The sequence below is a fragment of the Rhizobium sp. NLR10b genome (genome assembly GCF_019685435.1).
Taxonomy (GTDB): Bacteria; Pseudomonadota; Alphaproteobacteria; order Rhizobiales; family Rhizobiaceae; genus Rhizobium.
The window spans coordinates 1-14,950 of record NZ_JABDWV010000016.1 but is presented as its reverse complement, the minus strand read 5'-3'; the positions used below and the strand labels follow the sequence as shown (position 1 = coordinate 14,950).

Sequence of the window (14,950 nt, the reverse complement as noted above, 5' to 3'; positions counted from 1 at the left end):
TAGAGTGATCCAGCAGGCGCCGTCTGACAAATAAACGGACGTTATCGCCCGTCAGCGAAACATGAAATATTCAGAGCATGGCGGCAGCGTCCTGGCGAGTAAAATGGGCCGGCGGAACCGGCCCATCCACAATCAATGCTGCTCGATCGGCGCCGGCACTGCAGCCGGCGCCCGCTGCTGACCAGGCCGATCGGCGACCAGCATCGACAGCATCATTTCCACAAGACCATGGTGACGCCTTTTTCGGCGCCGGCGCCGCCGACCTGGATTTGCGGCACGAGCGGCAGCCGGCCGTTTTCGATCGCTTCGGCAAAGCGCATGAGGATCTGCGAATCGAGCTGATAGTCCGGCCCGCCAAAGGCCGCCACCTTCTTCTCGGGGGCCTTGAGCCGCGCTGCACGCATGCGTGAAGCGCGCGGCAGCCATGCGTTGCTTCTGAAGACATGGATCTCCATCTGACAGTCACAGCCATCTGACGCACATCGAGAAAATCGGCGCTGTGGCCCGCCTCGGGCTCGCGCGAGGAGACAATCATGAACGGTATTTCGAAGACTCTGAACGACATGACGCTTGTTGAACGGTCGAGCCTGCTCGACACTGTCGCCGACGCCTTGGAGGCGACCGCCGAGGAGGCCGAAGAGGAGGGCGACGCCCGTTTCGTCGTCAACTCCGTCTGCATCGCCAATACGATCCGCGGACTTTCGGGGGAGCTTGCGCCACACAATCTGCGGGCGGCCGAACTGCTGCTTGAGCAGGGCATCATGCTCGTCCACCAGTTCGCCAACAGGGCGAAACCTGGAATGGTTCATTAGTATTGTCGGCAGGTTCCGGATGGGGAACCTGCCGACAATCCGGCATCACTCAGCCTTTTTGCGATACAGCAATGTCATGAGTGCGAGGACGCATCCCAGGGCACCGACCGAAGCGAAGATGTAGAAGTTCCACTGCGGAGCAAGGCCCGCACCCAGAACCGCACCGCCGATGGCCGGTCCTATCATGCCTCCGATACGGCCGATGCCGAGCGAGAAGCCAAGGCCGGTTCCGCGGATCTCGACCGGATAGAGGTTTCCAACGAGAATATTGGCGAGGATCTGCGTGCCGATCGTTCCCGTCCCGGCAAGTGCGACGAGAGCGTAAACCTGGAGTCCCTGATCCACCTGCGTCAGCAACCAGATCGAGCAGGCTCCAAGAAGAAACAGACCTGCCACGACGATTTTGACATTTCCACGGTCGGCAATCCTTGCGCCAATCAGCAGGCCGACTGCGGCTCCGAGATTGAGCGTCACGGAGAAGAGCAGGGCAGAACCGAGGTCGTAGCCCAACTTGTTCATAATGGTCGGGAGCCAGTTGACCATTCCGAATGTCAGCAGAAGCGAACAAAAGTGGATGCCCCATGCGTTCAAGGTCGGCAGCAGGCGACCTTCGGAAAACAGTGACCGGATGCCGACCTGGCGTTGTCCAACGGGCCTGGCTAGGGGATTGGGCAGTCTGTACTGGTTTGCGAAATGGTTGGCTTCGGCCTGGCGGTTTTTCGTTGCCAGCCATTCGGGGGACTCCGGGATGAGGTGGATAAAGAAAGGCAGAAGCAGGATCGGTGCGCCGCCGATGATCATCAATGGACGCCATCCGTATTTCTGTATCAGCAACATTCCGAGCATACCCGAGATGATGCCGCCGGCGAGATAACCGAGAAGAGCAATCGAATAGGCGATCGCCTTCCGTCTCGGCGCGGAAAACTCGATGATCAATGCGGTTACTGTCGGAAAAAGAGCGCCAAGGCCCAGACCGGCGAGAAAGCGGGTTGCCTCGAAAACGAGAAAGTTGGGCGCCAGACCGCTGCCGATCATCATAACGGAGAAACTCAGCAGGCTGCCGATGATGACCTTGCGACGGCCTATCCTGTCGGCGAGTGTTCCTGCAACGAGCGCGCCGAGCAGCATGCCGAACAGGGTGATGGAAGCAGCTCGTCCGACCATGCCGGGCGTCAGGCCCCAGCTTGCTTCACCGAGCAGCGCCGGCGCGACTGCCCCGTAAACGATCAGATCATAACCGTCAAACAGGATCAGCAGACCGCAAAGGGCGATGATGATATTCGGGCTGCGAACACGTTCGTTGATAATAGCGAGATCTTGTATGGCCAATTTTCCCTCCCCATACATTGAGTACAGGAAGCACGCTCCTGCCAGCGGCAGGCCCGCACCGATCCATGTACAAATCCTCCTGGATCATTGCCGGCGAGGTTCCTCCCAGCGCCAGACTCACCCGCGAGCGGGCGATGTCAAGACAACGATGACACGCCATTAAATACTTGCGAATAAAATATTTGCAACTGCAAACTTCTCAGCCGGCAACTTTTCCCTTTGCGGATATTGCCGGCAGGTTGCTGTGCATGCGGCGCAGCGCATTCTTCAGGGCTGCGACTTCCTCGGCCGACATGCCCTGAACCGCGGTGCTTTCAAGCTCCACGGCAAGCGGCATGAGCCTTTCCGTCAGCGCCTCGCCCTGCGGGGTCAGCCTGACGATGACGATCCGGCCATTGTCTTCCGGACGTGTTCTCGACACCAGCTTGCGCTTGGCCAGCGTGCCGACCAGGCGCGAAAGCGTCGAAATCTCGACAGATACGACGTCGGCGAGATCCCCCAGGGTGCTTTCCCGGCGCTCCTTGAGCATCGCCAGAACCCTGTACATCGCCACGCTGAGATCATCTTCGGCAATTCTCTGCGCGAACACCTCGGCTATCCGCACGCCGGCGCGATTGAGAAGATACGGAACGGAATCGGTAAGTTTGTACATATCTCTGTCTGCTGGCGGGATTCGGGGCGCTTGCTGAACGTTCTCTCCGACATGCACCTAAATGACCGGGATGACAACATGATTGGCTTTCAGCCGCCGACAATGGCGGGGTAGATCAAACATTTTTCCCGCCTGACTTATAGATTTGCGTTGACAACAGTTGCAGATGCAATAATTTGGCAGCGGGAAACACGGGAGGAAATCATGTCTGCCACTGCTGCTCTCGGCATAGTGCCGGCCCCTGCACCGATCAGCGATGCGTTTCGATCGACCATGCGCCGTTTCCCGGCGACAGTGACGATCATTTCCGCCTGCCGCAACGGTACGGACCATGGAATGACGGCAACTGCCGTCACATCACTTTCGATGGATCCGCCATCTCTCCTCATCTGCCTGAACAATCGTACCTACCTGCATGGCATGCTGCTTGAGGTGCCGGAATTTGCAGTCAGCATTCTGACCGACAGGCAGGTCGCCCTGTCGGAAGGTTTCAGCGGCAAGATTGCGCCTGAACGTCGGTTCGAGGCTGCCGATTGGGTTCGCCATGAGCGCGGCATGATGGTGCTTGATTCCGCTCATGCCTCGGTTGTCTGCCGCCGCATGGGTGCGGTTCCCTACGGGACGCACACGATCTTCATCGGGCAGGTGGTGGATACACGCCTTTCCCAAGACACGATCCCGCTGATGTACGAAAACTCGAAATATTGCGCACCACAGCACGCGCTTCCCACATCCCAGAACTGAAGGTCGTTCCATGAACAATACAGCTGCCCTGTTTCCCGCCGCAACGCGGGTCGAGAACGCATGTCTTGCAGATCGCATCGCCTCGGTGCTGGACGAAATCCGTGCCGGCGCCCGCGACACCGAAAAATCCGGTCGCGTGCCGGCGCGCAATATCGATCTGCTGCGCTCCGCCGGCTATTTCGATATCGTCAAGCCCGCCCGTTTCGGCGGCAACGAAGGATCGTTTGCCGAGCTTGTCGATGCAAATATCGTACTGTCGGCGGCCTGTGCCTCCACCGGCTGGGTCGCCGGCCTCCTTTCCGCACATCAATGGCTCCTCGCCATGTTCGAGGAAAGGGTCCAGCAGGACGTGTGGGGCAGCAATCCGGATGCGCTGCTCTGCGGTTCCTACGCGCCGGTCCGAATGGCTGAACGCGTCGAGGGCGGTTTCCGTATATCCGGCGATTGGGCCTTTGCGAGCGGATGCGAAAATGCCCAGTGGGCCCTCTGTGCGGCGATCATTCCACCAAACGGCGAGGAGGAGCGTCCTATGCCGGCGTTCCTTCTGGTTCCCGCCAGCGATTATACCATTGCCGAGACCTGGGATGTGGTCGGCCTTGCGGGTACCGGCTCAAAAAGCCTGATCCTCAAGGATGTCTTCGTTCCACAATATCGCATACTGAGCTTTCCGGACGCGACCTCAGGCAGAACGCCGGGCGGGCGCTTCTATAAGGGTGTCGGCCTTTTCAACATGCCGCTCCTTATGGGAATTCCGTTCTGCCTCGGCAGCGCGGCCGTCGGTGCGGCGAAGGGCGCATTGGATAGCTATATCGACCACATCGGCACCAGGGTGACACGGGGTGCGGTTGCCGGCGGCAACAACAAGATCGCCGAATTTCCGACGATCCAGCTCCGCGTGGCGGAAGCCTCCGCATCCGTGGATGCTGCCCGCGAAATCATTCTGCGCGATATTGCCAGGGCGCAGCAACTGGCCCAGGCCCGCGCGGATGGCACCGGCGAGATCACCGAGGAAGATCGGATTCTTGCCCGCCGCAGCCAGTCTTTTGCGGTCAGCCTGGCGCTTCGGGCCGTCGAAGCACTCAATGCATCGACCGGCGGCCTCGGCCTCCAGATGTCCAATCCCGTGCAGCGGGCATGGCGCGATGCAAATGCCGTCGGGCGCCACATTTCCATGAACTGGGATGCCGTCGGAACCATGGTCGGCCAGCAACTGCTCGGTCTTCCGCCCAAGGGACAATTCTGATCCGCCATCCTCATTATTTCGATTGAAGACAGGAAAGAGAGCATATCGTGCAAGGCAAGATCGCGCTTGAAGAACATTTCGCCATTCCCGAGACGCTGCAGGATTCGGCCGGATTCGTGCCGGGCGACTACTGGACGGAACTGTCCGCCCGTCTTCTGGATATCCAGGACAAGCGTCTGCGGCTGATGGATGCTCACGGCATCGAGAAAATGATCCTGTCGCTGAACGCACCAGCCGTGCAAGCGATCCCGGACAAGGCCAAGGCCCTGGAGATTTCCCGACGCGCCAACGACTTTCTGGCCGAGCAATGCGCTAAAAACCCGAACCGTTTCCTGGGATTTGCAGCTTTGCCGCTGCAGGATCCGGATGCCGCTGCGCAGGAATTGCAGCGCTGCGTGACGACGATGGGTTTCGTCGGCGCATTGGTCAACGGCTTCTCGCAGGAAGGCGACGGAACAACGCCGCTCTACTACGATCTGCCGCAATACCGTCCGTTCTGGGCCGAAGTCGAAAAACTCAACATTCCTTTCTATCTGCACCCGCGCAACCCGCTGCCGCAGGACAGCCGGATCTATGCCGGCCATTCCTGGCTGATGGGTCCGACATGGGCGTTCGCGCAGGAGACCGCTGTGCATGCGCTGCGCCTGATGGGATCCGGCCTGTTTGACGAGCACCCGGCTTTGCGGATCATCGTCGGTCATATGGGCGAGGGACTGCCGTACATGATGTGGCGCATCGACCACCGGAATGCGTGGGTCAGGGTGGAAAAGAACTATCCGGCCAAACGCCGGATTGCCGATTATTTCAACGAGAATTTCTACATTACGACGTCGGGGAATTTCCGCACGCAATCGCTGATCGATGCTATGCTGGAAATCGGCGCGGACAGAATTCTGTTTTCGACAGACTGGCCATTCGAAAACGTCGACCACGCTGCAAACTGGTTCGACAGCGCCACCATCTCCGAAGCCGACCGTCTGAAAATCGGTCGCACCAATGCAGTTTCACTGTTCAAGCTCGATCGATAACATGGTCGCACCTTTCAGATACACGGTCAGCGCAGCCCAGGTCATCTTCGGGAGCGGCTCGGTGAGTCGCCTCGCCGAGGCGATTACAGGGCAGGGCGGCAAGCGCGCCCTGATCCTTTCGACCCCGCACCAGAAAGCCGACGCTCAGCGCATCGCTGCTTCCCTCGGCCCGCTTGCGGCGGGACTATTCGACGGTGCTGTCATGCACACGCCGGTCGATGTGACCGAGCGCGCGATCGCGGCATACGAGAAGGCCGGTGCCGATTGCGTGGTCGCGATCGGCGGTGGATCGACGATCGGTCTCGGCAAGGCCATCGCCTATCGCAACGACGCACCACAGATCGTGGTGGCGACGACCTATGCTGGATCGGAGGTTACACCGATCCTCGGCCAGACGGAGAACGGACAGAAGACCACGGTCCGCGGCCCCGGCATCCTGCCTGAGGTGGTGATCTACGATCCTGAATTGACATTGGGATTGCCGGTCAACATCAGCGTCAGCAGCGGGCTCAATGCCATGGCGCATGCGGTCGAAGGGCTCTATGCGCAGGATCGCAATCCCATTTCGTCGATGATGGCGGTCGAGGGCTTGCGCGCGCTGAAGCAGGCTTTGCCGCAAATCGTCAATGCCCCGAGGGACATCGAACCCCGAAGCGAAGCGCTTTACGGCTCCTGGCTGTGCGGCACGGTGCTCGGAGCCGTTGGAATGGCCCTGCATCACAAGCTTTGCCATACGCTGGGCGGCAGCTTCGATCTGCCGCATGCAGAAACCCATGCGGTCATTCTGCCCCATTCCGCTGCCTACAACGCCGCAGCCGCAACGGATGCGCTCAAGCCCGCTGCCGATCTTTTCGGCGGCTCGCTGGGCAGCGGTCTTTATGATTTTGCCGCTTCGATCGGTGCCCCGATGGCGCTGCGGGATCTGGGTATGAAGGAAGCCGATCTGGATCATGCGGCAGAACTTGCCGCTGGGAATCCCTACTGGAACCCGCGCCCGATCGAAGGAAAAGTGATCCGGGCTTTGCTGCAGAGCGCCTGGGAGGGCGCACGGCCGCGTTAACGCATTAGGAGGAGGCCAGGTGCCTGAATATTTCAGCGAAGAGAGATCCGCGGAAGCCGTCAATTCGCGGATGGGGCCGGACATCAATCCACGTCTGGCCGAAGTCATGGCGTCGCTTGTCAAGCATTTGCATGCCTTTGCCAAGGATATAAGCCTGACCCAGGAGGAATGGGAGCTGGCCATAGGCTTCCTGACCCGCACCGGTCATCGCTGTCATGACCAGCGACAGGAATTCATCCTGCTCAGCGATACGCTGGGTTTCTCGATGCTGGTGGATGCGATCAACAACCGGCGTCCGCCGGGCGCCACGGAAAATACCGTGTTTGGACCGTTTCACATCGAAGGGGCGCCCGTCCGCCAGATGGGCGAAAACATCTCGCTCGACGGCAAGGGTGAGACTTGCCTCTTCATCGGGCGAGTGCTGGATCTCGATGGTCATCCGATCGAGGGAGCCCGGATCGACGTATGGTCGGATAATGCCGATGGCTTCTACGACGTCCAGCAGCCGGATATCCAGCCGAAATGGAACAACCGGGGCATTTTCATCACCGGTGCAGATGGCGCCTATAGCTTCGTCGGCATCAAGCCGGTCTCCTATCCGATCCCGGATGACGGTCCGGTCGGCCAGATGCTGGCCTCGCTCGGTCGCCATCCCTACCGTCCCGCCCATACCCATTACCTGATCACGGCTCCAGGTTATCAGAAGCTCGTAACCCACACTTTTGTCGGCAACGATCCCTATCTGGAATCCGATACGGTGTTTGGTGTCAAAAACAGCCTGGTCGCGCCTTTCGAGCGTATCGATCGTCCGACGGTCTGGCGCTCCGATTTCGATTTCGTGCTGACGCCGATCTGGAATAAACAATGATCGTTGTCCGCTATGCCGTATGCGACCCCGGCAAGGCGGCCGAACGTTCCCGATTGATCGAGGAACACAAGGCCTATCTGCGCGGCGCGACGATCCGCATCATGCTTTCCGGCCCGTCTGCACCGCCGGCCGAGGGCAGGGCTTCTACCGCCGTCGTAATTGCGGAAGTCGAAACGCTGGCCGAGTTCGAGGCGTTCAGCGCGGGAGATCCCTTCGTTGGCTCCGGCGTCTACACGAGCGTCGATCTATTCGAATGGCGGCCCACTTTCGGAATTCTGCGCGAGAGTTTCCGACCGGCGTTTTAGGCAGGAAGAAAAATGGGCCGGCATGACCGGCCCATCCACAATCAATGTTATTCGGCCGGCGCTGGCACCACAGCCGGGGCACCCTGTCGTCCAAGCCGATCGGCGACCAGCATCGACAGCATCATTTCCACCAGGCCGTTGGCGCCGCCCTTGTCGCCGCCGGCACCGGCGACCTGGATCTGCGGCACGAGCGGCAGCTTGCCGTTTTCGATCGCTTCGGCAAAGCGCATCAGCACCTGCGAGTGGAGCTGATAGTCCGGACCGCCGAAGGCCGCGACCTTCTTCTCGGTCGCCTCGGCTTCCGCCAGACCGACGGCGCGTACCTTCTGGGCATCGGCAAGGCCGGTCGCCTTGATACGCTCGGCATCTGCAAGTGCGATCGCCTTGATCCGGTCGGCTTCGCCGAGGCCGGCCAGGCGCACCTTCTCGGCCTCTGCCTTGGCGGTGACCTGAATGGTTTCGGCCTGCTGGCGGGTGCGGGCGAGCTGCGCCTTGCCTTCGTTCTCGCTGATCTCGATGGTGAGCGCCGACGTCGTGATCTTGGCCTGCTGTTCGGCCAGTGCTTCTTTCTCGCGCAATGTGCGCTCCTGGATCGCCGCCGCTTCCTGCAACTTATAAGTCTCGACCTTCTCGACGGCGATCTGGCGTTCGCGCAGCTGGATGAGGATCTGCTCGATGCTGTTCTGGCCATTACTGGCGCGAGGCGTACCGATCAGCACCTCCTGCAGCTCGAGGCTATACGACGAAAACTTCTCCCGCATTTCGTCACCGGATCTGCGCTGGATTTCGCTGCGTTCCTGCAGCAGTTCGATCAAGGTCTTGGTCTGAGCGATATTCTTGAAGTAGGCCGAGACCATCGGATCGAGTGTCTGTTCGACCAGCCGTTTGATGTCCCCGAAACGCTGCACGACGAGCGGCGCCTTCATATAGTCGATATGCACGACGACCGAGAGTGGCAGCACCGGTTCGAACGCATCCCTGGTGATCAGCGACACTTCTGAAAGGTTTTCGTCCAGCCGGTGCTCGCCGAACTGTTCCTTCGTCCATTTGAGCACGAAGTTTGTGGTCGGCACGATGATGATATTGCCGGCATAGGTGTTGAACGCATATTTGCCCGGCAGAAGCGGCGTCGACCAGACACCGCGTGCGCCCGTCTCGACCAGTTCGCCGTGGCGATAAGACTGACCTGAAATATCCGCGCTTCGCCGGCCGGTATAGGAGACGACGACACCCACCGTGCCGACGTCGATGATCGTCTTTTCCACCAGTTCGACGGTCGCGAAGATGCGGTTGAGGAAATAGCTGCCGTCGGCAAGCACCTGCAATTGCCGGCCGCGATAACCGCCGGCATTGAGAAACTTCTCCGGATCCTGGAAATTATTGTGGAAGTTCGGATCCTTCGGGTTGTTGGCAACGGTCGGCGCGATGATCTCGCCATCCGGCAGCGCCGGACCGTCATGGATGGTGACGATCCCGATCAGGTCCTCGGCGTCGTGGATGAGGACGGGCTCGAAGCCATTCCGCTCAGTGATCAAAGTGGACATGTCGGAAAACAGTCTTTGTTCCGACGCGTTCAGGTTGACTGCATAAGTTGATTGCGCGGTCAACACGATGAACTGCGCGAGATTGATGGCATATGTGCCTTCGCGCAGGATCTTGCGTTGCGGCCCCTTCTGGCCGCCCTTGGTGAGAAAGCTGCGCACATCCTGAAAATCATCGGCATCGATATTCGAGGCCAGCGTCTGGGTCGGCGGCAACGGCTCGCCGTCACGGGCGAAGACATAGCCGATCTGGCCCTGCGGAATGGTCACGAGGTTGGCGCGATGCATCGAATACTGGAACGGCATGAAGAAATGCAGACCGCCGCGCACGACATCCGGCTGAAAGCCGGCCTCGCCATAGAGCGCGATGAAGCCATTGTCGACGGAGCCGCGAAAGCTCCACAGCTTTTCGAGGATGCCGAGCCTGTCGTTGGGGATATAGCGGATTACTCCGCTCCACCGGAACAGCATGGCCAGTATGATGAGGGTGACAGCGATTTCGATCGCCTTCCATCCCATCGGGCTAAGGTATTGGAGGGTTTCCATCTTTTCTCTCGCATAGGCGCACGGGTTCGTCCACCCGATGACCGCCCGGTTGGCGTTGGTTGATATGACGGGGAAATGGCGCGCCTTTTTGCGCGACGCGCTAAGAACCTGTCGAACGCTTAAGGCTGCTGATTGTCAGGGAGAATGACCGCGAGTCCCGCTGGGGGACGGCGCGTCGTGAGTGGTCTCACATCGGTGTTGCCTTGCTAGACATAACGATAGAGGAAGTAAGGACAACAGCTATCGGTGTAAAGATGTTCAATGCTGAAATCGGATAAGTACTTCCAGTGATTTTGCTATTTCGAACATTCAATTCAGCTGAATAAATATTGCCGCTTGACTTACATACCGGGCCGTTGAGCCGGGGTCTGGAAAATTGCGTTGGCAGGCCCTCTGCAAGGTCAGGCACGCTCGCTATCCACGTCTTGTCTGCTGTTGGTGTGGCGCATTTCTTGTACAGTCGGGTCGATACACCGATCCCCGCTTATCTAAGCCGCAAGTTTCCGAGATCGGCTGACGGTAGTCCTTTGGCGAGAGCCGTAGCTCGCGTGAGGACGCGGAATGATGTCTGCCGCGGACTCAAAGCCGGCGGATGAGAACGCGTGAGGGTCGGCTTGACATCAGGGCCACTCCGGTCTTTGATGCCGAGCATTCACCAGGGGTGTCCCGGCAAGGGGCTGAGATTCTGCTGAACAATACGGCTTTGCCTGTTGTGGCGCAGTGACCCGTTGAACCTGATCCAGTTCATACTGGCGTAGGGACGGTGCGGACGCTGCGGCTGTCGGGCGGATTTCGCTTTGTTGCTTGAGGCGTCTTTTCATCATTCCAACTCTGGAACTGGGTCTCCAAACGTCAAACCTTGGAGCCTCACCCATGAATATTGTTGCACCCAAGCTTACTCCGGTCGTCACCACCGGCCCGCTTCCGGGCTCGACCAAGATCGCCAAGCCCGGAACGCTCTATCCGGATCTGCGCGTGCCGATGCGCGAAATCAGCCTTCACCCGACCTCGGGCGAACCGCCGGTAACGGTCTATGACTCCTCCGGCCCCTATACCGACCCGACACATACGGTCTCGATCGACGCCGGGCTCCCGCGTTTGCGCGAGAGCTGGATCAGGGCGCGGGGCGACGTCGAAGCCTATGAAGGCCGTGTGGTGAAGCCTGAAGACAATGGTTTTGCCACAGGCGAACGGCTGACGCCGGAATTCCCCCTTCGCAGCACGCCGCTGAAGGCAAAGGCCGGCCGCGCCGTCACCCAGCTCGCCTATGCGCGTGCCGGCATCGTCACGCCGGAAATGGAGTTCATCGCCATCCGCGAAAACCTTGGCCGGCAGGCCACGAAGGAGGCGCTCGCTCGCGACGGCGAGAGCTTTGGCGCTGACGTTCCCGATTTCGTGACGGCCGAATTCGTGCGGCAGGAAGTGGCAGCCGGCCGGGCGATCATTCCAGCCAACATCAACCATCCGGAGGCCGAACCGATGATCATCGGCCGGAATTTCCTGGTGAAGATCAACGCCAATATCGGCAACTCGGCCGTTACCTCGTCGATGGCGGAAGAGGTGGAGAAGATGGTCTGGGCAATCCGCTGGGGTGCCGACACGGTCATGGACCTTTCCACCGGCCGCAACATTCACAACATCCGGGAATGGATCATCCGCAATTCGCCGGTTCCGATCGGAACGGTGCCGCTCTACCAGGCGCTGGAAAAGGTGAACGGCATAGCCGAGGATCTCACGTGGGAAGTCTATCGCGATACGCTGATTGAACAGGCCGAGCAGGGGGTCGATTATTTCACCATTCATGCGGGCGTGCGGCTTGCCTATATCCCGCTCACCGTCAATCGTGTCACCGGCATCGTCTCACGCGGCGGTTCGATCATGGCCAAGTGGTGTCTGCATCACCACAAGGAGAGCTTCCTCTATGAGCATTTCGAGGAAATCTGCGACATCTGCCGCGCCTATGACGTATCCTTCTCGCTTGGAGATGGTCTTCGCCCCGGCTCGATCGCCGATGCCAACGACGCCGCGCAATTTGCCGAGCTCGAAACCCTCGGCGAACTGACCAAGATCGCCTGGGCCAGGGATTGCCAGGTGATGATCGAAGGCCCCGGCCACGTGCCGATGCACAAGATCAAGGAGAATATGGACAAGCAGCTCAAGGTCTGCGGCGAGGCTCCCTTCTATACGCTCGGACCGCTGACGACCGATATCGCCCCCGGCTACGATCACATCACCTCCGGCATCGGAGCCGCAATGATCGGCTGGTTCGGAACGGCGATGCTCTGCTACGTCACGCCGAAGGAGCATCTGGGCCTGCCCGACCGCAGCGACGTCAAGACCGGTGTCATCACCTACAAGATTGCCGCGCATGCCGCCGACCTTGCCAAGGGCCATCCGGCCGCCCGCATCCGTGACGATGCACTGTCGCGGGCGCGCTTCGAATTTCGCTGGGAAGACCAGTTCAACCTCTCGCTCGACCCGGATACGGCGCGTTCCTTCCATGACGAGACCCTGCCGAAAGAGGCGCACAAGGTAGCGCATTTCTGTTCGATGTGCGGCCCGAAATTCTGTTCCATGCGCATTTCCCACGACATTCGCGCCGAAGCTCAGAAAGAAGGACTGGAAGCGATGGCTGCCAGGTATCGTGATGGCGGCGATCTCTACATGCCGGTCGCCGAGGCCGCGAAAACGCCTGCCGGAGAATGACGATGCATATTCTCGTCAAGGGGGCCGGCGTTGCCGGCCTCACCGTTGCCTGGCAGCTCTATCGACATGGTTTCCGGGTCAGCGTCGCTGATCAAGCCGACCGGATCGGTGCAGGCGCTTCCGGCTTTGCCGGCGGCATGCTGGCCCCATGGTGCGAAAGGGAAAGCGCGGAGGAGCCGGTCCTGGCGCTCGGCCGTCTTGCCGCCGATTGGTGGGAGGCAGCACTACCCGGCCATATCAATCGTCGGGGAACGCTTGTCGTGGCGGCCGGGCGCGATGCCGGCGAACTCGACCGCTTTTGTCGCCGGACAAGCGGATGGGAATGGCTGGACGAGCAGGCGATCGCGGCTCTTGAACCGGATCTCGCCGGCCGCTTCCGCAGGGCATTGTTCTTTCCGCAGGAAGCGCATCTCGATCCACGGCAGGCACTCGCGGGGCTGGCCGCCGGACTTGAAGAAGCCCGCATGCGTCTCACATTCGGCACCACGGGCGATGCTGACCTTGCCCATTACGATCGGGTGATCGACTGCACCGGGGCTGCTCAGATCGGCCTTCTGCCCGGCCTGCGCGGCGTTCGCGGAGAGATGCTCTGCGTCGAAACGAACGAAGTGACTCTCTCTCGCCCCGTTCGCCTGCTGCATCCGCGCTATCCGATCTATATCGTGCCGCGCGAAAGAAATCGTTTCATGATCGGGGCGACGATGATCGAAAGTGACGATACCGGCCCTATCACCGCGCGTTCGCTGATGGAGTTGCTGAATGCCGCCTACACCCTCAATCCTGCCTTCGGCGAGGCACGGGTGACGGAAACGGGCGCAGGCGTGCGGCCGGCTTATCCCGACAATCTGCCGCGTGTGACGCAGGAAGGGCGCACAGTCCATGTCAATGGTCTCTACCGCCACGGTTTTCTGCTGGCGCCTGCCATGGCAGGCGAGGTGGCGCGGCTTCTTCTTGGCGAAGGCAATCAACCGGAAAGGAGGGCATCATGACCTTCATCATCAATGGTGAGGAACAGGAGGTCGCGGCCGCGACGCTCGCAGATCTTCTCCTCGCTCTCGACTACGAAGGCGAATGGCTGGCAACCGCAGTCAACGGCGAGCTGGTGCACCGCGAGGACCGCGCCGATTTCAGGCTCGGCGAACGCGACCGCATCGAAATTCTCTCACCCATGCAAGGAGGCTGAGATGCTGAAACTTTATGATGTTGAAGTCCGCTCCCGACTGCTACTCGGGACCGCCCGCTATCCGTCTCCAGCTGTCCTTGCAGAAGCGGTCAAGCGCTCGAAGACCGAGATCGTCACCGTTTCGCTTCGCCGCGAAGCCGTCGGCGGCAAAGCGGGCGGCGCCTTCTTCGATCTGATCCGCGAACTTGGCGTGCGCGTGCTGCCGAATACGGCCGGATGCCACAGCGTGCAGGAGGCCGTGCTGACGGCGAAAATGGCGCGCGACGTCTTCCGCACCGACTGGATCAAGCTCGAAGTCATCGGACATCACGATACGCTGCAGCCTGACGTCTTCGGCCTTGTCGAGGCGGCCCGCATCCTCACTGGCGAGGGCTTTCAGGTCTTCCCCTACACGACCGACGACCTTGTCGTCGCGGAAAGGCTGCTGGAAGCCGGCTGCCGCGTGCTGATGCCCTGGTGCGCGCCGATCGGGTCCGCTCAGGGGCCGCTGAACCCGATGGCGCTGCGATCGTTCCGGGCGCACTTTCCGGATGTGCCGCTGATCATCGATGCCGGCATCGGCCGCCCGTCTCATGCCGCCACCGTCATGGAATATGGTTATGATGCCGTCCTTCTCAACACCGCCGTTGCCGGCGCAGGCGATCCCGCCAGCATTGCCGAGGCCTTCGCGCTTGCCATCGATGCCGGCCGCCTGGCGCATGGAGCCATACCGCTGGAGCCACGCGACGTCGCCTTCCCATCCACGCCCGTCATCGGCAAGGCCGTCTTCTCATGAAGCTCGATCCCTTCTATCTCATCGTCGACAGCGCCGAATGGGTCGAGCGTCTCGTGCCACTCGGCGTCAAACTCGTCCAGCTGCGCATCAAGGATTGCCCGGACTCCGTGCTTCGCGAGCAGATCCGGCGTTCGAAGGCTGCCTGCGCGGCCGCGGGT

At 60.4% G+C, this 14,950-nt stretch carries 14 protein-coding genes, 2 pseudogenes and 1 riboswitch; of the genes and pseudogenes, 12 read left to right on the top strand and 4 right to left on the bottom strand.

Annotated elements, in window-relative coordinates; all coding sequences use genetic code 11:
• Positions 1-132: 132 nt before the first annotated feature.
• A pseudogene (locus HJB91_RS23955) lies at positions 133-386 on the bottom strand (flotillin family protein); the annotation flags it as partial.
• A gap of 147 nt (positions 387-533) precedes the next feature.
• Between HJB91_RS23955 and HJB91_RS23950 the strand changes: the two are divergent.
• Positions 534-812, top strand: a complete 279-nt coding sequence (locus HJB91_RS23950) for a hypothetical protein (protein ID WP_210633556.1) — start codon at positions 534-536, stop codon at positions 810-812.
• A gap of 45 nt (positions 813-857) precedes the next feature.
• Here HJB91_RS23950 and HJB91_RS23945 read toward each other — a convergent pair whose 3' ends face one another.
• Positions 858-2,159 (bottom strand): aromatic acid/H+ symport family MFS transporter, encoded by a 1,302-nt coding sequence (locus HJB91_RS23945; RefSeq protein WP_210633555.1) that lies wholly within the window; start codon positions 2,157-2,159, stop codon positions 858-860.
• A gap of 181 nt (positions 2,160-2,340) precedes the next feature.
• Positions 2,341-2,793, bottom strand: a complete 453-nt coding sequence (locus HJB91_RS23940; RefSeq protein WP_210633554.1) for a MarR family winged helix-turn-helix transcriptional regulator — start codon at positions 2,791-2,793, stop codon at positions 2,341-2,343.
• A 204-nt stretch (positions 2,794-2,997) separates the two neighbouring features.
• Here HJB91_RS23940 and HJB91_RS23935 point away from each other — a divergent pair, with 204 nt between their 5' ends.
• From HJB91_RS23935 to HJB91_RS23910, 6 genes are read left to right on the top strand one after another with little or no spacing between them, the layout of a single operon-like run.
• The gene (locus HJB91_RS23935) at positions 2,998-3,537 is read left to right on the top strand and encodes a flavin reductase family protein (protein WP_210633553.1); all 540 of its coding nucleotides are present in this window, start codon (positions 2,998-3,000) and stop codon (positions 3,535-3,537) included.
• Positions 3,538-3,547: 10 nt separating this feature from the next.
• Positions 3,548-4,780 carry a flavin-dependent monooxygenase gene (locus tag HJB91_RS23930; RefSeq protein ID WP_210633552.1) on the top strand — a complete coding sequence of 411 codons (1,233 nt, stop codon included), beginning with the start codon at positions 3,548-3,550 and terminating at the stop codon, positions 4,778-4,780.
• Positions 4,781-4,827: 47 nt separating this feature from the next.
• A complete protein-coding gene (gene tsdA / locus HJB91_RS23925) occupies positions 4,828-5,808 on the top strand; it encodes a gamma-resorcylate decarboxylase (protein WP_210633551.1) in 981 nt (326 codons plus the stop codon).
• 1 nt (position 5,809) lies between these two features.
• Positions 5,810-6,868 carry a maleylacetate reductase gene (locus HJB91_RS23920; RefSeq protein ID WP_221155993.1) on the top strand — a complete coding sequence of 353 codons (1,059 nt, stop codon included), beginning with the start codon at positions 5,810-5,812 and terminating at the stop codon, positions 6,866-6,868.
• Positions 6,869-6,887: 19 nt separating this feature from the next.
• The gene (locus HJB91_RS23915; protein WP_210633795.1) at positions 6,888-7,736 is read left to right on the top strand and encodes a dioxygenase; all 849 of its coding nucleotides are present in this window, start codon (positions 6,888-6,890) and stop codon (positions 7,734-7,736) included.
• On the top strand, positions 7,733-8,041 hold the full coding sequence (locus HJB91_RS23910) for a YciI family protein (RefSeq protein ID WP_210633794.1): 309 nt from the start codon (positions 7,733-7,735) through the stop codon (positions 8,039-8,041). Before HJB91_RS23915 ends, HJB91_RS23910 begins: the two co-directional genes overlap by 4 nt.
• Before the next feature lie 47 nt (positions 8,042-8,088).
• On the opposite strand, the gene HJB91_RS23905 is transcribed toward HJB91_RS23910, so the two are convergent.
• Positions 8,089-10,128 (bottom strand): SPFH domain-containing protein, encoded by a 2,040-nt coding sequence (locus HJB91_RS23905; RefSeq protein WP_210633793.1) that lies wholly within the window; start codon positions 10,126-10,128, stop codon positions 8,089-8,091.
• A 647-nt stretch (positions 10,129-10,775) separates the two neighbouring features.
• Positions 10,776-10,907, top strand: a riboswitch (TPP riboswitch).
• A gap of 94 nt (positions 10,908-11,001) precedes the next feature.
• Here HJB91_RS23905 and thiC point away from each other — a divergent pair.
• The 5 genes and pseudogenes from thiC to HJB91_RS23880 all read left to right on the top strand — a co-directional run.
• A complete protein-coding gene (gene thiC / locus HJB91_RS23900; protein ID WP_210633792.1) occupies positions 11,002-12,834 on the top strand; it encodes a phosphomethylpyrimidine synthase ThiC in 1,833 nt (610 codons plus the stop codon).
• 2 nt (positions 12,835-12,836) lie between these two features.
• Positions 12,837-13,823, top strand: coding sequence for a glycine oxidase ThiO (gene thiO / locus HJB91_RS23895; protein WP_210633791.1), 987 nt, complete (start codon positions 12,837-12,839; stop codon positions 13,821-13,823).
• The gene (gene thiS, locus HJB91_RS23890) at positions 13,820-14,017 is read left to right on the top strand and encodes a sulfur carrier protein ThiS (RefSeq protein ID WP_210633790.1); all 198 of its coding nucleotides are present in this window, start codon (positions 13,820-13,822) and stop codon (positions 14,015-14,017) included. The genes thiO and thiS overlap by 4 nt, the downstream gene beginning before the upstream one ends.
• Before the next feature lies 1 nt (position 14,018).
• A complete protein-coding gene (locus HJB91_RS23885) occupies positions 14,019-14,792 on the top strand; it encodes a thiazole synthase (RefSeq protein ID WP_210633789.1) in 774 nt (257 codons plus the stop codon).
• Positions 14,789-14,950 (top strand): annotated as a pseudogene (locus tag HJB91_RS23880) (thiamine phosphate synthase); the annotation flags it as partial. The gene HJB91_RS23885 and the pseudogene HJB91_RS23880, both read left to right, overlap by 4 nt.